The organism is Ruegeria atlantica (assembly GCF_013032505.1).
Classification (GTDB): domain Bacteria; phylum Pseudomonadota; class Alphaproteobacteria; order Rhodobacterales; family Rhodobacteraceae; genus Ruegeria; species Ruegeria atlantica_F.
The window spans coordinates 584,388-603,620 of record NZ_WQCG01000001.1 but is presented as its reverse complement, the minus strand read 5'-3'; the positions used below and the strand labels follow the sequence as shown (position 1 = coordinate 603,620).

20 protein-coding genes are annotated in these 19,233 nt (G+C 56.4%); 12 read left to right on the top strand and 8 right to left on the bottom strand.

Going from position 1 to position 19,233, the window contains the following annotated elements; all coding sequences use genetic code 11:
• Positions 1-46: 46 nt before the first annotated feature.
• The 3 genes from GOW92_RS02975 to GOW92_RS02965 form a co-directional block, all read right to left on the bottom strand.
• Positions 47-1,021, bottom strand: coding sequence for a TRAP transporter substrate-binding protein (locus GOW92_RS02975; protein WP_170557836.1), 975 nt, complete (start codon positions 1,019-1,021; stop codon positions 47-49).
• Positions 1,022-1,046: 25 nt separating this feature from the next.
• A complete protein-coding gene (locus GOW92_RS02970; protein ID WP_170557834.1) occupies positions 1,047-1,589 on the bottom strand; it encodes a 3-hydroxyanthranilate 3,4-dioxygenase in 543 nt (180 codons plus the stop codon).
• A gap of 95 nt (positions 1,590-1,684) precedes the next feature.
• Entirely contained in the window at positions 1,685-2,638 is a 954-nt protein-coding gene (locus GOW92_RS02965; RefSeq protein WP_170557832.1) for a dihydrodipicolinate synthase family protein, read from the bottom strand.
• Positions 2,639-2,783: 145 nt separating this feature from the next.
• On the opposite strand from GOW92_RS02965, the gene GOW92_RS02960 reads away from it, so the two are divergent.
• From GOW92_RS02960 to GOW92_RS02950, 3 genes are all read left to right on the top strand, one after another.
• A complete protein-coding gene (locus GOW92_RS02960; protein ID WP_170557829.1) occupies positions 2,784-3,557 on the top strand; it encodes an aspartate dehydrogenase in 774 nt (257 codons plus the stop codon).
• Positions 3,558-3,559: 2 nt separating this feature from the next.
• Positions 3,560-4,504: a LysR substrate-binding domain-containing protein gene (locus GOW92_RS02955; protein WP_170557828.1), complete on the top strand. Its 945-nt coding sequence runs from the start codon at positions 3,560-3,562 to the stop codon at positions 4,502-4,504.
• 76 nt (positions 4,505-4,580) lie between these two features.
• Positions 4,581-6,038 (top strand): NAD-dependent succinate-semialdehyde dehydrogenase, encoded by a 1,458-nt coding sequence (locus GOW92_RS02950; protein ID WP_254452879.1) that lies wholly within the window; start codon positions 4,581-4,583, stop codon positions 6,036-6,038.
• Positions 6,039-6,068: 30 nt separating this feature from the next.
• Here GOW92_RS02950 and GOW92_RS02945 read toward each other — a convergent pair whose 3' ends face one another.
• Complete coding sequence (locus tag GOW92_RS02945; protein ID WP_170557827.1) at positions 6,069-6,677, bottom strand: TetR family transcriptional regulator C-terminal domain-containing protein; 609 nt, start codon at positions 6,675-6,677, stop codon at positions 6,069-6,071.
• A 171-nt stretch (positions 6,678-6,848) separates the two neighbouring features.
• Here GOW92_RS02945 and GOW92_RS02940 point away from each other — a divergent pair, with 171 nt between their 5' ends.
• The 9 genes from GOW92_RS02940 to GOW92_RS02900 all read left to right on the top strand — a co-directional run bounded on the left by GOW92_RS02940 (position 6,849) and on the right by GOW92_RS02900 (position 15,736).
• On the top strand, positions 6,849-8,099 hold the full coding sequence (locus GOW92_RS02940) for a Zn-dependent hydrolase (protein WP_170557826.1): 1,251 nt from the start codon (positions 6,849-6,851) through the stop codon (positions 8,097-8,099).
• Between the two features lie 91 nt (positions 8,100-8,190).
• Positions 8,191-9,645, top strand: coding sequence for a dihydropyrimidinase (hydA, locus tag GOW92_RS02935; protein WP_170557825.1), 1,455 nt, complete (start codon positions 8,191-8,193; stop codon positions 9,643-9,645).
• Between the two features lie 55 nt (positions 9,646-9,700).
• Positions 9,701-10,498, top strand: coding sequence for an ABC transporter ATP-binding protein (locus GOW92_RS02930; RefSeq protein WP_170557824.1), 798 nt, complete (start codon positions 9,701-9,703; stop codon positions 10,496-10,498).
• The gene (locus GOW92_RS02925; RefSeq protein WP_170559320.1) at positions 10,491-11,420 is read left to right on the top strand and encodes an ABC transporter permease; all 930 of its coding nucleotides are present in this window, start codon (positions 10,491-10,493) and stop codon (positions 11,418-11,420) included. The genes GOW92_RS02930 and GOW92_RS02925 overlap by 8 nt, the downstream gene beginning before the upstream one ends.
• Positions 11,417-12,262 carry an ABC transporter permease gene (locus GOW92_RS02920; protein ID WP_170557823.1) on the top strand — a complete coding sequence of 282 codons (846 nt, stop codon included), beginning with the start codon at positions 11,417-11,419 and terminating at the stop codon, positions 12,260-12,262. Before GOW92_RS02925 ends, GOW92_RS02920 begins: the two co-directional genes overlap by 4 nt.
• 55 nt (positions 12,263-12,317) lie before the next feature.
• The gene (locus tag GOW92_RS02915; RefSeq protein ID WP_170557821.1) at positions 12,318-13,307 is read left to right on the top strand and encodes an ABC transporter substrate-binding protein; all 990 of its coding nucleotides are present in this window, start codon (positions 12,318-12,320) and stop codon (positions 13,305-13,307) included.
• A 153-nt stretch (positions 13,308-13,460) separates the two neighbouring features.
• The gene (locus GOW92_RS02910) at positions 13,461-14,174 is read left to right on the top strand and encodes an ABC transporter permease (RefSeq protein WP_170557819.1); all 714 of its coding nucleotides are present in this window, start codon (positions 13,461-13,463) and stop codon (positions 14,172-14,174) included.
• Complete coding sequence (locus GOW92_RS02905) at positions 14,167-14,901, top strand: ATP-binding cassette domain-containing protein (protein ID WP_170557817.1); 735 nt, start codon at positions 14,167-14,169, stop codon at positions 14,899-14,901. The genes GOW92_RS02910 and GOW92_RS02905 overlap by 8 nt, the downstream gene beginning before the upstream one ends.
• A 19-nt stretch (positions 14,902-14,920) precedes the next feature.
• Entirely contained in the window at positions 14,921-15,736 is an 816-nt protein-coding gene (locus GOW92_RS02900) for a substrate-binding domain-containing protein (protein ID WP_170557815.1), read from the top strand.
• A gap of 4 nt (positions 15,737-15,740) precedes the next feature.
• Here GOW92_RS02900 and GOW92_RS02895 read toward each other — a convergent pair whose 3' ends face one another.
• Genes GOW92_RS02895 through GOW92_RS02885 form a run of 4 tightly spaced genes read right to left on the bottom strand, consistent with a single transcriptional unit; the run spans position 15,741 to position 19,227 of the window.
• Positions 15,741-16,613, bottom strand: coding sequence for a helix-turn-helix transcriptional regulator (locus GOW92_RS02895; protein WP_170557814.1), 873 nt, complete (start codon positions 16,611-16,613; stop codon positions 15,741-15,743).
• The gene (locus GOW92_RS25120) at positions 16,614-16,739 is read right to left on the bottom strand and encodes a hypothetical protein (protein WP_302477271.1); all 126 of its coding nucleotides are present in this window, start codon (positions 16,737-16,739) and stop codon (positions 16,614-16,616) included.
• 13 nt (positions 16,740-16,752) lie between these two features.
• A complete protein-coding gene (locus GOW92_RS02890) occupies positions 16,753-18,015 on the bottom strand; it encodes a c-type cytochrome (protein WP_170557813.1) in 1,263 nt (420 codons plus the stop codon).
• On the bottom strand, positions 18,016-19,227 hold the full coding sequence (locus tag GOW92_RS02885) for a formate dehydrogenase subunit gamma (RefSeq protein WP_170557811.1): 1,212 nt from the start codon (positions 19,225-19,227) through the stop codon (positions 18,016-18,018). It abuts the gene before it with no gap.
• Positions 19,228-19,233 lie beyond the last annotated feature (6 nt).

The window sequence follows — 19,233 nt, the reverse complement described above, 5'->3', positions numbered from 1 at the left end:
AAAGGGCGCAGGATCGACCCGCGCCCTTTCCTTGAAACGTTCAACTTTATTTGGTTTCTGCCGCAGTCTCCCGCAGCGCGTCAAGGGACGAGGTCTTTTCAGACCAGATGCCGTTCCACTCCTCAATCGCATCGCCGAAGAATGAGGCATCAACTTTCTTATAGGCCTTGCCGGTGCCTTCGATTTGTTCCAGCCACTTCGCTTCGTTGGCAACATAGGCGTCGATGGTGCTGTCAACGTGTTTTGCCATCAATTCACCGATCATTGCGCGGTCTTCCTCGGACAATCCGGCCCAGACCTTGGCCGAGACCAGCCCGACCATCGGGAACATCATGTGATCAGACTGAACAATAGTGTCGGCGTGATCATAGTACTTCAGCACCCAGATCAGCTCGGCATCCATATCAATGGCGTCGACCTGCCCATTGGCAAGCGCGTCATAGACCGCCGGCAGCGGCATCGGCGTCGGAGCAGCTCCGACCGCGTTGTAGAAATCCAAAATTGGTGTGAACGGAGTGATCCGCAATTTCAGACCGGATAGGTCCTCGGCAGAAGATACATCACCCCGGCTGACGATCTGGCGCAGCCCGGCCATGCCGTAACCAACGCCGACAACGCCCACCTGGCCTGGCAGAGGTTCCAGCATCGATTTGGCTGTGTCCGAACGCAGGATGCGCCCCGCGTGGCCGATATCATCTGCGAGATACGGCGCGTAAAACGCCCCCAGTTCGGGCGCGCGGTTTGATACTTCGGCCACGGTCATGAATGCCATGTCCAGCGCACCAGTCTGCAATTGCTGCAGCATTTCCGCCTCATTTCCCAGCTGACGAGCGGGGAAAACGGACACGGTATGCGCACCACCGCTAGCTTCGTTCAGCTCGGCCCCAAAGGACTCGGCAGCTTTAGTCCAGATATGCGGAGGTGGCGTGATCAGGCCCAGACGGAATTCATCTGCGTGTGCGGCCAGCGTTGTCACAACAAGCGCTGCAGCCGATGCGGCGATCTTAGCAAAATGTTTCATGTTCTTCCCTGTTGTTTTGTTTTTGTCAGAGTGTGACCCAGCCCTCTGGTGGCTCTTTTCCCGGATGCACGGTCTGGCATTTCGGGCATGTTCGGTCTTCTTCCGATGAATAGAACTTTTCATAGACCGGAGGCAAATCCTTGACGATGGACTGCAATTGCATCTCAGCCCTGTGAACGCGGGTACCGCATTCGAAGCAATACCATTCGATCGCATCCAGCTCGCCTGTCTGCCGTTTCGGTTCGATCACCAATCCGATAGAACCCTCCTGCGGTCTTTGTGGCGAATGGCGGACATGCGGCGGCAGCAGAAAGATCTCACCTTCCCGGATCGGAACGTCATAGAATTCCTCGCCGTCATACAGCTTCAGCACCATGTCGCCTTCAAGCTGGTAGAAGAACTCTTCAACCGGGTCGTCGTGATAATCGGTGCGCTTGTTCGGCCCGCCGACGACTGTGACCATAAGATCCGCATCCTCCCAGACCTGCTGATTGCCGACAGGTGGTTTCAGCAGGTGACGGTGCTCATCAATCCATTTCTGAAAGTTGAAAGCTTTTAACTTCGACATGTCCCACTCCCTGTTTGCAGAAGTTTGGCCGGTTTTTTCATAACCGCAAAGAAATTATCCGCATCTAGATATCCGATTTGCTTATATCGATGCGGTTAGGGCTTTAAGCCGCATTCCTCGAACCCTTTGCGGATGATCTCTTTTTCCGCATCCGTCAGTTCAAGCATCGGGGGCCGCACGCGCCCTCCGGTCTGCCCCAGCAGCTCTTGCCAGTACTTGCCGAAAGCTGTGGGTTTGTCCGCAGGTTTGGTTCGTTTTATCGCATCACGAACCGGGTTCAGGCTGTCAAAAACTCTGCGCGCCTCGTCTGCTTTTCCCGCAAAGGCCAGCCGCGTGTATTCATTCATGCGCTGATCGTTCTTGGACTGGATTTGATAGGGCGGGGACGAGCAAAGGTACAACTTCCAATCAAGCTCCAGAATATTGTCCAACCATTCATGTTCGGCCGAGGTTGAGACATGGATTTTGTCACCAACCATATGAGTCAATTTCACATACATCTCACGTGGGACTGAGTATTTGATCGCCACGATATTGGGCAGCTCAGCGATCCGCGCGCATTCTTCGGGCTGCATCAGGTAGCCGCTGTCAGGGTGGCTCCACATGGCGATCCCGATGTCCAGTTCATCGCAGAACCGTTTGTAGTACTGGTAAAGAACTTCACCACGATCCTGAACAAAGCTCAGGACAGGCGCGTGCAGAACTATGTAATCAGCTCCGCAATCCTGCGCATGGCGGGCCAGTTCCAGCGCCGTGTCCATGTTCTGGTCCGAGACCGAGACGATCACACCGGCCTTGCCTGCGCATTCATCGACCGCAATTTCAAAGTTGCGCTTGCGCTCATCAAGGCTCATCGAAAAAAACTCGCCCTGTTTCCCCGCAACGAACAGGCCCTGAATATCCAGATCGTCGATCCAGTGGCGGATGTTTGACCTCAGGCCTGCCTCATCCAGTGACAAATCTTCGTTGAACGGGTTCAGGGCCGCCGCCCAGATACCGGTCATGTGCTCGCGCGCATAGGCTTTTGCATCGTGTTTAGAGTAATTCATATCAGGCGGACCTTTTGGTTATCCTGCTAAGAAAGCCCGATCATATCGTCTGATCCAATGCGAAAGCTGGGAATTGGATATCAGAAATTAGAATATCCATAGAATATCAATTTAGGAATCTTTGGCACTGGGTTAAGTTTGCCGCATGAAGATTGGATTGATTGGAAAAGGCGCGATCGCGCAGCATGTCCTGGATGCCATTCAGGCACGAGGGCATCAAGTTCATGCGGTTCTGGTTCGCGCAAGTAGCGTTTCGCAGGACCCGGGTTTATTTGTGAGCTCTGTAAATGATCTCACTTCCAGGGCAGAACTGGTTATCGACTGCGCGGGCCATCAGGCGTTGGCGGAGTACGGTCCTCCGGTTTTGTCCCGTGGCATTGATATGGTCACCGTATCCATCGGCGCATTGGCAGACCGGCAGGTCGCGGATGCACTGGAGTCCTCCGCTCGCGACTCGGGGGCCAAACTGCATCTGGCCAGTGGCGCCATCGGTGCGCTGGATTGTCTTGGTGCGGCTGCGACCGGCAAGTTGGACAAGGTTATCTATGTCGGGCGCAAGCCACCGCAGGGCTGGAAAGGTTCAATGGCTGAGGACAAGTTAGACCTCGCAAATCTCACCAAGGCCGAAACGCATTTCAGTGGCACCGCTCGCGAGGCCGCGCTGAACTATCCCAAAAATGCAAACGTGGCGGCGGCAGTCGCTTTGGCTGGGCTAGGGTTCGATGACACGCAGGTTCAACTGATTGCGGACCCTTCAGCCAACGGCAACACTCACGAGATCGAGGCCCAAGGCGAATTCGGGCGGTTTCATTTCCAGATCAGTGGGAAGTCCCTGCCGGACAATCCACGCAGTTCTGCCCTGGCGGCCATGAGCGTGGTGGCCAAGGTCGAACAGCTTCTGGACCCAATTGTGATCTGATCGTGGTGGGACGTCACTCACGCATCGTCGATCGCGCCCTGACCCGGCTGAAACTGCGCCAACTGCGCCTGCTGGTTGCTGTGGGTGCACATGGAAACATCCAGAACGCAGCACGCGAGCTGGGTATTTCTCAACCCGCAGCAACTAAGATGATTCAGGATCTTGAACTGGACTTTGAGGTCAAGCTGTTCAGCAGAACCAACCGGGGCGTGATCCCGACTGTGTTTGGAGAAACCCTGATCCGTCATGGCAAACTGATCTTTGCGCAGGTCTCGAACGCCGCGCAGGAACTGGACGACCTGAACGAAGGAAATGCAGGCCGCGTTGTGGTAGGAACTCTACTGGCAGCCTCGACCAGCCTTCTGCCAACGGCTATTGAAATCCTGCTCGCTGACCGTCCGAACGTGGCCATCAAGATTAACGAAGGCACGAACGAAGTCCTGATGCCACGGTTGCTTTCGGGCGAGATCGATATGGTGGTCGGGCGCCTGCCATCCCATCGGCATCGCGATAAGATCAGGCAGGAAAAGCTGTTTGAAGACCGTATTCTGGCGATTGTCGGCAATCAGCATCCCTTGTCCGAACGTCAAAACATCTCGTTCGCGCAGATCAAACCTTTTGGCTGGATTGTGCCACCGCTTGAAACCACGCTGCGGCGTCAGCTTGATCATTTCTTCGTTGGTCAGCAGCAGTACGTCCCGCCTGTGATGATCGAATCCGTGTCCTACCTGACCAACCGGGCCCTGTTACAGTCGCGGGATCTGATCGGGCTAATGCCGGCCGAGGTCGTTTCGCAGGACATCGCCCACGGCTACTTATCGCCTTTGGATTGGGACGTCCCATTTGGCCAAGGGCCGATTGGCGTCTCGTTTCGGGCAGATGCCGATCTTTCGCCCGCCGGTCGGGCCTTCAAATCGGCGCTGCATGAGGCGGCGCAGCGGAAATGAGGTCAGGTATTCGCCAAATTGATATCAGTATTCCCCCAATTCACTTGAAGTAATGCCAGCCTTTGCGTGATTTGAAATGGTCAAATTCGGAGGCAACGGTTTCATGTATCCTGAGCTCAAGCTGTTCATTGCAGGCAAATGGCGCACAACCAGCCGCGACATTCCGGTTGTGAATCCGGCGACCGAGGATGAAATCGGTCGTCTTCCATGCGCCTCAAAGCAGGATCTGGATGACGCCCTAGAGGCTGCAGTCCGAGGGTTTCGCGTATGGAGTCGCACCTCACCGCGCGAACGTTCCGATACAATCCTGCGCGCTGCTGCGCTGATGCGGGAACGTCAGGAAAAGATTGCCCATGCTATCACCATGGAACACGGCAAGCCGCTGAAGCAGGCCAGGCTTGAGGTTATCCGAGGGGCAGAGTTTTTTGAATGGGACGCGGGCGAGGCGATGCGGACCTATGGGCGGGTCATCCCTGCGGCTCCAGGTCACAAGTTTTCCGTTCATCACCAGCCTATCGGTGTCGTCGCAGCCTTTTCACCCTGGAATTTCCCGATGAGCCAACCTGCACGCAAAATCGCTGGCGCGCTGGCCTCGGGCTGCTCGATCATCCTGAAGGCGGCAGAAGAAACACCCGCGGGGGCAATACATATTGCAAAAGCCTTCGAAGATGCCGGTCTTCCTGCAGGCGTCCTGAACCTGGTGTTCGGAGAGCCGGCAGAAATCTCAGGCCACCTCATCCCGCAGGACCCTGTAAGGCTTGTGGCTTTCACCGGCTCAACCGCTGTGGGGCGACATCTGACTACTTTGGCCTCAGAACATATGACTTCGGTGCTGATGGAACTTGGTGGCCACGCGCCAGTAATTGTCTGCGAAGACACAGATGTGAAAGCGGCCGGGATCTCAAGCGCAGTTCGAAAAATGCGCAATGCCGGGCAGGTTTGCACATCGCCCACAAGGTTCTTTGCGCATGAGAGCATCTTTGACGATTACGCCACAACTTTCGTTGAACGCGCTGCGGCAACTATTGTCGGAAACGGAATGGACCAAAATGTGGAAATGGGGCCTTTGGCAAATGACCGGCGGGTGCCTGCACTGACCGAATTGGTGGAAGACGCCCGTGAAAAGGGTGCGACGGTTGCCACGGGTGGCGCCAAACATGGCGACAAAGGGTACTTCTTTCAGCCCACCGTCCTGCTGAACGTGCCCGACAACGCCCGGATCATGCAGGAGGAACCTTTTGGTCCGGTGGCTGTGATCAATCCGGTATCCTCACTGGATGACGCAATCGGCAAAGCAAACTCGGTGCCCTATGGGTTGGCCGGTTACGCATTTACAAATCGCGCGGACTATATTGATCGATTGATTGACGAGGTCGAGGTCGGCAACCTGTCTATCAACACGCTTGAGGCATCCATGCCTGAAACGCCCTTTGGCGGTGTGAAATCCAGCGGATATGGTCGCGAAGGCGGCACCGAGGGGCTGGACAACTACATGATCGTAAAAAACGTATGGCATTCTGCCGACATCACCTGATCAATGGCGTGGCGGATAACGTCGCGCCGATTATGGCGTCAGAAGTTTGCGGTAGAGCGTGTCGATAAACGGCTCGGCCCCTTCAAATGGGTCTTCGTCACCCAGAATTGCGCGGACCTGAACGTCGAAGTCGGCGTAGTGCTGTGTCAGCGCCCAGATTGAAAAGATCAGGTGATGGGGGTGCAGGCGCGCGATTTTGCCTTGATCCATCCACCGTGTGAGTATTGCCGTTTTCTCATCCACCAGAGATTTAAGGTCGCGCGACAGAGATTCGTGGATGCGCGGAGCGCCCTGAACAAGCTCGTTTGCAAACAAACGGCTTTCGCGCGGCAGGTCTCGGCTCATTTCCAGCTTACGGCGGATATAGGCGAGGATTTCTTCCATCGGATCGCCATCCGCGTCCAGATCATGCAGTGGGGCAAGCCAGACCTCCAGCAGGCCTGACAGCAGGGCTGTGTGGATCGCCTCTTTCGACGGGAAATAATACAACAGGTTTGGTTTGCTCAGCCCGGCCTCGGTCGCGATTTGATCGACGGTCGCCCCACGAAAGCCATGCGCCGAAAACACATTCAGTGCGGCTTCGAGAATCGCGGCGCGGTTCTTTTTCTGAATTCGGGTCGGGGCGCGGTCTTTGGGCATGTTTCCTGACTGTCTCTTTTTCCGCCAAGCGGGCACCAAATATGCCGAATTTTCCGGCGGCACCATGCAATTTCTTGACTGATGTCGAACCCGTGATAGCGTGAGTTTGACCAGATGGTCAAATCAAGACACCAAAAGCGAGCCAAATCGCAAGCAACAGGGAAGAACAAGATGGCAGCTCCGGCGCAAAACCTCAGGATCAATGGCGACAGACTTTGGGATAGCCTGATGGAGATGGCCAAGATCGGCCCCGGTGTTGCGGGGGGCAACAACCGCCAGACCCTGACGGATGAAGACGCAGAGGGGCGCGCTTTGTTTCAAAAGTGGTGCGAAGACGCCGGCTGCACCATGGGTTTGGATCAGATGGGCAACATGTTCGCTCATCGCGTGGGCACTGACCCCAACGCTCTGCCGGTCTATGTTGGCTCACATCTGGATACCCAACCAACCGGCGGCAAGTATGACGGCGTGTTGGGCGTATTGGGTGGGCTGGAGATTATCCGAACGCTCAATGATTTGGGCATCAAAACCAAACATCCGATTGTCGCGACCAACTGGACCAACGAAGAGGGCACGCGCTATGCGCCGGCGATGCTGTCTTCGGGCGTATTTGCCGGGATGCACACGCAGGACTGGGCCTATGACCGCGAAGATGCCGAAGGCAAGACCTTCGGCGATGAGCTAAAGCGCATCGGCTGGCGGGGAGACGAAGAGGTCGGTGCCCGCAAGATGCATGCTTTCTTTGAGTTGCATATTGAACAGGGGCCGATCCTTGAGGCCGAAGGCAAGGACATTGGCGTTGTGACGCACGGGCAGGGGCTAAGCTGGACGCAGGTCACCGTGACCGGAAAGGACGCACATACCGGCTCGACGCCGATGCCGATGCGCAAAAACGCAGGGCTGGCGATGGCGCGTATCCTTGAGAAGGTGGATGAGATCGCCTGGTCGCATGCGCCCCATGCGGTTGGGGCGGCAGGGCATATTGACGTTTATCCGAACTCTCGCAACGTGATCCCCGGTAAAGCAGTGTTCACTGTCGATTTCCGTTCGCCCGAATTGGCGGTGATCAAGGACATGGAAAACCGTCTGCGCGTTGCCGCCGAGGATATCGTGGAAGAGATGGGCCTCCAAATCGAGTTCGAAAAAGTTGGCGGATTTGACCCGGTAAAGTTCGACGAAGGGTGTGTCGCTGCGGTTCGGGACGCGGCTGAGCGATTGGGGTATTCGCACACCGACATCATCTCAGGTGCAGGGCATGATGCCTGCTGGATCAATCGGGTGGCACCGACCGCGATGGTCATGTGCCCTTGTGTCGATGGTCTGAGCCATAACGAGGCTGAAGAAATCAGCAAGGACTGGGCTGCAGCCGGGACGGATGTTCTGTTCCATGCGGTCGTTGAGACGGCGGAGATTGTTGAATAGGGGGACTGCCCCCGTCGCCTGATGGGTGACTTCCACGGGATATATTTGGCCAGATCAAGCAAGCGGCGCAGACCGCGTCAGGGAGATTAGAATGAGCACTGTTATCAAGAACGGAACCGTTGTGACCGCCGACTTGTCTTACAAGGCGGATGTCATGGTCGATGATGGGGTCATCACAGAGATCGGGATGGATCTTAAGGGTGACAAAGAATTGGACGCCACGGGATGTTACGTCATGCCGGGTGGGATTGATCCGCATACCCACCTGGAGATGCCGTTTATGGGCACCTACTCCAGCGATGATTTCGAAAGCGGTACGCGGGCTGCGCTGGCGGGTGGAACGACGATGGTCGTTGATTTCGCGCTGCCGAACCCGGGTGAAAGCCTGTTGGACGCGTTGAAACGCTGGGACAACAAATCCACCCGTGCCAACTGTGACTACTCCTTCCACATGGCTGTGACATGGTGGGGCGAGCAGGTGTTCGATGACATCAAGACGGTGATCGAGACACGCGGTATCAACACGTTCAAGCATTTTATGGCCTACAAGGGCGCCTTGATGGTGAATGATGATGAGTTGTTCTCTTCGTTCAAGCGTCTGGCAGAGTTGGGCGGCATCGCGATGGTTCACGCCGAAAACGGTGATGTGGTGGCGGAACTCAGTGCCAAACTACTGGCCGAGGGCAATAACGGCCCCGAGGCGCATGCTTATTCCCGTCCGCCGCAGGTTGAAGGCGAGGCGACCAATCGCGCCATTATGATTGCCGACATGGCAGGCGTGCCGCTTTATGTTGTGCATACCTCTTGTGAAGAGGCGCATGAAGCGATCCGCCGGGCCAAGATGCAGGGTAAGCGCGTTTGGGGCGAACCTTTGATCCAGCACCTGACATTGGATGAAAGCGAGTATTTTCATCACGATTGGGATCACGCGGCACGTCGGGTCATGAGCCCTCCGTTCCGGAACAAGCAACATCAGGATAGTTTGTGGAATGGTCTACACTCGGGCACGCTGAGTGTTGTAGCGACAGACCATTGCGCCTTTACGACGGAGCAAAAGCGGTACGGTGTCGGCGACTTTACCAAAATCCCGAACGGCACCGGCGGCTTGGAAGACCGGATGCCTATGCTGTGGACCTATGGGGTGAATACAGGCCGTCTGACGATGAATGAATTCGTCGCGGTGACGTCAACAAACATCGCCAAGATAATGAACTGCTATCCCAAAAAGGGCGCGATCCTTGTTGGGGCAGATGCGGATATCGTTGTGTGGGACCCTGAGAAATCCAAGACGATCAGCGCGGGTACTCAGCAATCTTCGATTGATTACAACGTGTTTGAAGGGAAAGAGGTCAAAGGCCTGCCGCGCTTTACGCTGACGCGGGGGCATGTGGCTGTGCATGACGGCGAGATTCGCACGCAGGAAGGTCACGGTGATTTTGTCGCACGCGAACCTAATGGCCATGTGAACAAGGCGTTGAGCACCTGGAAAGAGCTGACTGCGCCTCGACCGATCGAGCGGTCGGGCATCCCGGCGACGGGCGTATGATGCGTGTGGGTCGTCTTTGTGGCGACCCAAAATCAAATCTTTTCAAGGCTATGGAATGAATACTGAAAGCACTACCCAGCCCGTGATCGAGGCAAGGCAGCTGGATCTGACCTTCCAAACCAATGACGGACCGATTCACGCGTTGAAAGACGTCAACCTGACTGTCGGCAAGGGCGAATTCGTCAGTTTTATTGGCCCCTCGGGCTGCGGAAAAACCACCTTTCTGCGCTGTATCGCGGCATTGGAAACCCCAACGGGTGGAACCCTGACAGTCAACGGCATGACCCCGGATGAGGCGCGGCGGAACCGGGCCTATGGGTACGTGTTTCAGGCGGCGGGTCTGTATCCTTGGCGCACCATCGCTAGGAACATCAAGCTACCGCTTGAGATCATGGGGTATTCGGCCGCTGAGCAAGATGAACGTGTGAGAAACGTTCTGGAACTTGTTGATCTTGAAGGATTTGGAGGCAAGTTTCCCTGGCAGTTGTCCGGAGGAATGCAGCAGCGGGCCAGTATCGCGCGCGCCTTGGCCTTTGACGCGGACATCCTGCTAATGGACGAACCCTTTGGTGCGCTGGATGAGATTGTTCGGGATCACCTGAACGAACAGCTTCTGGCGCTGTGGGCGCGGACGGAAAAGACCATTGGTTTCGTCACGCACTCGATCCCAGAGGCGGTGTATCTGAGCACCAAGATCGTGGTGATGAGCCCACGGCCGGGGCGGATTACAGACGTGATCGACAGCCCTCTGCCAAAAGAACGGCCTTTGGATATCCGTGATACGCCAGAGTTCATCGAGGTCGCCCATCGCGTGCGCGAAGGCCTGAGGGCGGGGCATGCGGACGATGAATGACGGATTCAAAGCTTTCTGGGCCGTTCTGACTGTTCTCGCGGTGATCATTGCGTTTTGGTACGCGGCTTGCGTTCCAATGAACATCAAAGGCGTATTGACCGAGCAAGAGCGCGCCGGGGCCGAAGTGCAACCGCCGTCAGCTAAAGACCGTCGGGATATGTCCGAATTCGGACTGGTGTTGAACAATAGCTTTGCCATTCCAGGCACGTGGGAGCAGGACCGACCCCGTCTGCCGGCCCCACATCAGGTCGCCATCGAAATGTGGGAGACCACGGCACAGAAGAAAATCACTTCGAAACGGTCACTTATCTATCACGGCTGGGTGACGCTCAGCGCGACGATGTTGGGTTTTGCGATTGGCACAGGGCTGGGCATATTGCTGGCCGTGGGCATCGTGCACAGCCGTGTGATGGACTTGTCTGTCATGCCCTGGGCCATTGTCAGCCAGACTATCCCGATTATCGCACTCGCACCGATGATTATCGTGGTTCTCTATTCGATTGGTATTCAGGGGATCATTCCCAAGGCGATCATCTCGGCCTATCTGAGCTTTTTCCCGGTGGTTGTCGGAATGGTTAAAGGCCTGCGCAGCCCTGACGCAATGCAACTGGACCTGCTGCGCACCTATAATGCCAGTCGGTCTCAGGGGTTCTGGAAGTTGCGCTTGCCCGCGTCTATGCCGTATCTGTTTACGTCGTTGAAAATTGGCATCGCGGCGTCGCTGGTTGGTGCCATTGTTGGTGAATTGCCAACAGGAGCGGTGGCCGGTCTGGGTGCACGTTTGCTGGCGGGCAGCTACTATGGACAAACCGTGCAAATATGGTCGGCCTTGTTTGCGGCGGCCATTCTGGCGGCCTGTCTGGTTGGCTTGCTGGGGCTTGTTGAACGGACAGTGCTGAAAAGAATGGGGATGGCGCAATGATACTGGTGCTGTTTGCAATCGCCGTCTGGGTGCTGGGCTGGTGGCTGAACAGCCGTCTGGCCAGCGGACCTTATGCCGATACGCGCATTGTGCGTTTCTTGGCACCATTCATATTTGGCATAACTATCATCGTCATTTGGGAGCTGCTGGTCAGAGGGCTCAATGTTTCTCTGGTCATACTGCCGGCACCATCCGTAATTGCGGTGCGCTTTGTAGATAGTCTGCCGATCCTGTGGGCAGATTTTGTTCAGACCATCATCAAGGGGGCGTTCAGCGGATACATAATCGGCTGTGGCGCGGCATTCCTGATGGCTATCGCAGTGGATCGCTGGGATTTCCTACGCCTCGGGCTACTACCTGTCGGGAACTTTGTTGCCGCGCTGCCGATCGTGGGGACAGCCCCCATTCTGGTGATGTGGTTCGGCTTTGATTGGCACTCCAAAGCAGCGGTGGTTGTGGTGATGGTATTCTTCCCAATGTTAGTGAATACCGTTGCCGGATTGCGCGAGGCCACGGCCATGCAGCGCGATCTGATGGAAACCTATGCAGCCACCTATTGGCAAAGCTTTCTGAAGCTGCGTTTGCCAGCCGCGATGCCCTTTATCTTCAATGGCTTAAAGATTTCTACCACCCTGGCGTTAATCGGCGCTATCGTGGCAGAGTTCTTCGGATCACCCACGCTTGGCATGGGCTTTCGGATTTCAACCAGTGTCGGGCAATTGTCTCTGGATATGGTCTGGGCCGAGATTGTGGTGGCCGCTTTGGCCGGAACGGCGTTTTACGGCCTTGTGGCCATGATCGAAAAGGCGGTGACATTCTGGCATCCGTCTCAGCGTGGATAATAAGTAATTCAACAGACCCCAAAAGGGGCGCCAACAGCAACTAGGAGATATGAAGATGAATAAGCTACTCAGCGGGGCGATAGCCGCCTTTAGTCTGGCCGCCAGTTCGGCCTTGGCAGCGGATGAGGTGACATTGCAGCTCAAGTGGGTCACGCAAGCGCAGTTCGCAGGCTATTATGTCGCCAAAGACAAGGGATTCTACGAGGAAGAAGGGCTGGACGTCACCATTCTGCCAGGCGGACCAGACATCGCGCCAACACAGGTGATTGCTGGTGGGGGCGCTGATGTAACCGTCGAGTGGATGCCCGCAGCACTGGCCGCGCGTGAAAAGGGTCTGCCGTTGGTGAACATTGCGCAACCGTTCAAAAGCTCGGGCATGATGCTGACCTGCTGGAAAGATGCCGGGATCGCCGCGCCCGAGGACCTCAAGAACCGCACGCTGGGCGTTTGGTTCTTTGGCAACGAGTTCCCATTCATGAGCTGGATGAGCCAACTGGGGATCGACACGGGTGGCAAAAGCGAAAGCGGCGTGGAAGTTCTTAAGCAGGGATTCAACGTTGATCCACTGTTGCAACGTCAGGCTGATTGCATCAGCACGATGACCTACAACGAATACTGGCAGGTCATTGATGCGGGCGTCAGCCCGGATGAACTGGTGACTTTCAAATACGAAGATCAGGGCGTCGCGACGCTTGAAGATGGTCTTTACGTGCTCGAAGAAAACCTGAGTGATGCGGAATTCGCCGACAAGATGGAGCGCTTTGTCCGGGCCTCGATGAAAGGTTGGAAATACGCTGAAGAAAACCCGGAAGAGGCCGCCGATATCGTTCTGGAAAACGATGAGACCGGCGCCCAGACCGAAGAGCATCAGAAACGCATGATGGGTGAGATCGCGAAACTGACCTCTGGTTCGAATGGTGCGTTGGATCCGGCCGATTTTGAACGCACTGTGGCCACGTTGCTGGCTGGTGGATCAGACCCAGTCATCACCAAACAGCCGGATGGTGCTTGGACCCATCAGATCACGGATGCAGCGCTGAACTGATCAACTAGGCATTAACTGAAAAAACGCGGTCCCATACGGGGCCGCGTTTCCTTTTTCTTATGTCGGAAAAGTGTCTGTACTTGAGGCCGAAATGGCGTAGAATTCTATGAATAACAGCGCATTTCGTACGAAACAGTCGATAGTCCGGAAAAAATGCAGGGATTTGCATCAGAATTCAATACCGCTATCGCTCTGATCCTGAACGGGGATCCAGAGCTTTGGGCGATTGTGCTTTTGTCCCTGAAAGTTTCTGTATTTGCCGTCCTGATTTCTGCTCTGATTGGGATGCCTGTTGGCGCTGCGCTGGCCGTTTCGCGCTTTCCGGGACGGCGGATCTTGATCGTTCTGATGAACGCTCTGATGGGGTTTCCACCCGTCGTGGTTGGACTGCTGGTCTATCTGATGTTGTCTCGGTCGGGGCCGTTGGGAGTTCTTGAACTGCTATATACACCGACCGCGATGATCATCGCGCAGGTGGTCCTGGTGACACCTATTGTTGCCGCGCTGACGCGGCAAGTGGTCGAGATGTTGGCCGAGGAATATTCGGAACAGCTCCGTTCGCTTGGTGTATCGCGTCTGGCTTCTGTTCCGGTCTTGCTGTGGGACGCGCGTCTGGCACTGGTCACCGCATTACTGGCCGGATTTGGCCGTGCCATTGCCGAAGTTGGGGCAGTGATTATTGTCGGGGGCAATATCAATCACGTGACCCGTGTGATGACGACCACCATCGCATTGGAAACGTCCAAAGGTAATCTTGCGCTTGCTCTTGCGCTTGGTGCGATTCTGATCGGTATCGCTGTGGCGGTAAACGCCATGGTCAGCACGCTTAGCCTGCGGGCCGAGCGAGAGGGGTTGCGCCATGCGTGATCTGGTCTCGGAAATGGCGCGGCACATCACTGTGCATGGAGTACAAATTGCACGCAATGGCACTGCGTTGCTGGACGTACCGCATCTGAATTTGGCCGGGCCGGGTCCGACTCTGATCCTTGGACCGAACGGGTCTGGCAAAAGCCTGTTGCTGCGATGTTTGCACGGGCTGATCGCTCCGGATAAGGGGCATGTGGAACAGGACGGCGTTCCCTTGAATTCCAATCATAAAGCTCGACAGGCGATGGTTTTCCAGCGGCCTGTCTTACTGCGCCGGTCGGTTGCGGCCAATCTGGAGTTTGTTCTGAAACGGCAGGGCCTGTCACGCGCTGCCCGCAAGATGCGTATCGCAGAGTTGCTGATCCAAGGCGGGCTGGAGGGCAAGGCGCGGCAATCGGCCAGATCGTTGTCGGGTGGCGAGGCGCAGAGGCTGGCCATCTTACGCGCACTGGCGCTGGACCCGGACACGCTGTTTCTGGACGAACCGACCAGTGCGCTGGACCCTAGTGCAACTCAGGTAATCGAACGGATGATCCTGCGCGCGTCAGCTGAAGGGGTGCGCATTGTCATGGTGACCCATGACATTGGTCAGGCGCGTCGGCTGGCATCGGATGTCGTCATGATGCAGGGTGGCCATGTGGTTGAACATGGCGACGCGCGTCAGGTAATGGACGATCCACTGAGCGAGGCCTCACGCCGGTATCTGGCAGGCGGGCTGGTAACATAACAAAAACCTGGAGTTCACAATGATCCGGAATTTCGTTCGGGCAGCATTGGTTTCCCTTGGCCTGATTGCAGGTTCGGCCTCGGCCGAAGAGCCGTTTATCGTCGTACAATCAACAACGTCGACCCAAAATTCGGGGCTGTTCGACTACATCCTTCCTTGGTTTGAAGCGGAAACCGGGATCGACGTGCGCGTTGTGGCTGTCGGCACCGGGCAGGCGATCCGAAATGCGATCAACGGCGATGGGGATGTTCTGCTGGTCCATGCAACGGCTGATGAAGAGCAGTTTGTCAAAGACGGGTGGGGCGTTGAACGGTTCGACGTGATGTACAATGACTTTGTCCTTGTCGGGCCTAAATCAGACCCAGCCAAGGTGAAAGGCGGTTCGGACATTGTGGCCGCCTTGACGGCAGTATCCGAAGCGGCAGTTCCTTTTGCGTCTCGTGGGGATGACAGTGGTACCCATAAGGCTGAAATGCGCCACTGGGGCGACGCCGGTGTAGACCCCACAGCGGAATCGGGCACATGGTACCGCGAGACAGGTTCAGGCATGGGCGCGACGTTGAACGTGGCCAGTGGCATGGACGCTTATGCGCTGACGGATCGGGCGACGTGGGAATCCTTTGGAAACCGGGGGAACCTTGAGGTTTTGGTCGAAGGTGATCCGCGCTTGTTTAACCAATACGGCGTCATTCTGGTGAATCCCGAAAAACATGCGGGTGTTCGCGCAGCTGCGGGGCAGCGGTTCATAGATTGGTTGATCGGTCCGGACGGGCAAACCGCAATTGAGGCCTTTAAGTTGAATGGCAATCAGTTGTTCTTTCCGAACGCAAAATAGGAAACTACCCGCTGGCGCCATTGTGGTGGATTGTTCCCAGACCGGACAGGTCGTAGCCGCCAAACTCATTGGCGCGGTTCAGGAACCGGTCGGATTGTACAAAGCTGAGCAACTTCAGCATTGGGTCATCAAAGTAAGCTCTTCGCCAGATCGCCAGGTCCAGGCGTTCCGAATGTGTCGGGACAAATTCCAGATCGTAAAGTCCGGCCAATGCACCCAACCCGAACCCGACCTCGGCTTTGCTATCATGCAGGGCGATTGCCAGCTCTTCCTCGGTGCGGGCACAGGTGGGCAGGGCTTCCAGATCTTCGCGCGTCAAACCATGGGCTTCCAGTTGGGCGTCGAACAGTCTTTGGCTGGCGGCGCTGTCCTGGCGCAGGATTACACGTCGACCTTTTAGCTGTTCAAATCCCTGAATATCCGACGTGCCTGGCGCCAGCAGCAAACCACGCTGGCGATGAGCAATTTCAAACAGAACGACCGGAGCCTCACCCAAAGTGTCCTGAAGCGTCCGGGTGTTAAAACCGGCATCCTCATGAATGTGCAGCGCTGCTGCCTGTGCGTTTCGATCTTTTAGCCGGGTTAGCCCATCGAATGAGCCATCGTAATATGTCGCCAGGCCTGATCCGCTTTCGCGCAGCGCCCAGTCCAGCAGCGGATCGTGACTGCCAGCGACAATCGGGGGCAGGGGCGGTTCGGCCACTTCCGGGCCAGATCGCGAGGCGTTCAGCCATGCAATCACCTCGGCCCGCGGAAAAAGCAACTTGCCCATAGCGCGCACACACGGCACCTCACCCGATGAAGCCAGGTCATAGGCCTTTCGCTCGCCAATGCGCAGGAGATCGGCCAGTTCTTTGGTGGTCAAGTATTCGGACATTCAGTCGAGACGCACAGCCGAGCCAGCCCCTGCATCCGCAGCACTGAAACCGATCTGTTGCAGCGTATATGGCGCGGCGACAGTGATCACCGCCATAACGGCGACGGCAGCAAGAAAGGCTTTCATAGTCTCCTCCGGCTCAATTTTCTGGCATCGTGGCGCGGCGCAGAAAGGCGATCAGGTCGTCCCGATCCTGAGGCTGAGTGATCCGTTGCATCGGCATCTTCGACCCCGGAATGTAGTGGTCCGGCCCTTCGTCAAAAAGAGCGTTTATCGTTTCTTCATTCCAAATGATATCAGAGTCTTGCAGCGTATCCGAGTAAAAATATCCCCGTAGGGTACCTGCTTTGCGCCCGAACACACCGTGGAGCGTCGGACCTGCCCGGCGTTGGCCATCCGGGGTCAGGCTATGGCAGATCGAACATTTGCGGGCGAACTGACGTTCACCGTTTTCCATTTCCTCGGGATCTTTCAAAAAGCTGGGTTCAGCCGCAGCCATCTGTTCCTGATCTCCCAGCGCAGCGACTGGCCAGCTATACATGGCCTCGTCAATACCGCCCGCATGCAAGTTTTGCCCGTCAGTGGAAAAGGCCAATGCCCAGACCGGGCCACGTAAGGTCGCTCTGAAATCCTGTGCGATGCGCCATTCGACCGTGTCTATCATCATAATATAGCCTTCGCCGTCTCCGACGGCCAACATGCTGCGATCCGGGCTGAGCGCCAAGGCAAGGATCGGTCGGCGTTCCAAAGTGAAATCACGTTCGTCGCCAGTTGTCAGGTCGAGGATGCGGGTGACGCCATCAACCGCGCCGTACGCAATCCAGTTGTCCTGTTCGTTCAGTGCCAGCTCATTGATGCCAAATCCGTGTTCCACGAACCGGTTCGTTTCCTGTCCGCTGGCAACGTCCCATATGCGCAGTGAACCATCGATACCTGCGGAATACAGTTCCGAACCGTCTGCAGAGAATTCGACGGCATTCACACCGCTTCCAGTCGGCCCGAGCATCGACGGCGCCGAGCCATCGACCGGCCACAGCCCGATGGTCCCATCCCAACTGGCCGTTGCCACATGGGTCTTCGACGCGGCGACGCCTACAATCTTGCCTTTGTGCTGACCAACAATCTGACCGCCAGGCCATTTGCGCAGGGTAAAATCATCCCCAGCCGAATAGATCGCGGTACCGTTGAATACGACGGAATTGACTGCGGCCTCGTGGCCTTCCAGCCATTTCGGCGATTGCCCGGTCCATATGCCAACCGAGTTGTCAAAACTTGCTGTTGCGATCCGACCGTCTGGCGCGGTGGCGATCCCCATGATGGGCCCGCCGTGGCCTTTAAGAGTGAAGAACTCGGCCATCGCGGGCAGGGGCAGCAGCGCCAGTGCCAGAACCAGCTTGCGCATTTATTCGGCGGGCGAGGCCGCTCCTTCGCTGGCCTCTTTTGCCTGCACCTCTTCCAGCCACAGCGAGTGGTGCTCGCGGGCCCATTGCTCTTCAACCTCTCCGGTTCCCATTGCGTCGAACGCGCCCTCCATGCCGACCGAGCCCAAGTAGATATGAGCCAGAATGATAGCGATGAAAGCGTAGGCGACCATGACGTGCCAGACCTGAGCGTATTGCATTTCCTCCTGCGGGGACATTTGCACTGGTAGGTTCAGGCCCAGCATTTGCGGAATGCCTGTAGCATTTGCGATCGAGAAGGTTTTGGCAAACAGCGGCATTTCAAACGGGAACAGCAGCGACAGACCCGACAGGCTTATTGAGACGCCCAGCAGGATGCAAAGCCAGAAAATGATCTTTTGTCCGGCATTGAATTTCTTGGCTGGGGGATGGCTGCCTTTGGTAAACAGTCCACCACCAGCGGCGAGCCATTTTAGATCGACGCGGTTCGGAATGTTATGACTGATCCAGTTTACGGTGACGATGATCAGCCCCAGCATGAAAGCCCATGCGAGGTTGTTGTGCAGCCATTTGCATCCCTGAGCGATCATTGCGAAGCCCTCTTTCCCGAAGATCGGTATCAGGAAGTCGCGGCCGTATAGGGTCAAAAGACCAGTGATGCCGAGGATCAGGAATGAACCGGCAAACAGCCAATGGCCAAACCTTTCAAAGCCTCCAAAGCGGGTGACCGTGCGGCCGGTTTTTTCGCCGTCGATCCTGATCTTTCCACGGATTAGGAAGAAAAGCAGAAGGATGACAAGCATTCCGCCGATGATGTAGCTGCCATATTCGCGCAGCGGACCGGTGCGGAAGTTCAACCACCACATGCCGCCGTCCTGAATCAGCACTCCGGCTGCCGGTCCTTTGGACGAGACTGTGACATCCGCCGATCCGTAGCGCAGCGCGCGGTAGACATCGCTGTCCGAGGCGACACCCCGTGTGCCCAACTGACCAAGCAAGCCTTCGGCATTGCCCTGGCCAGTATTGTCTGAGCGATAGCTGTCATCAACCTGTTCGCCGCGCTGTCGCGCCATGATATCCTCAAGCGTCGTCGCGCCCCCGGTCTGCGCCCTGTCAGCAGGGGCAGGGGCAGGGGCTTCGGCTTCACTTGATTGGGCGACAGCGGTTTGGGCCATCAAAAATGTCAGCAGCAATACGGAGAGTAAGCGGAACATCTGAAC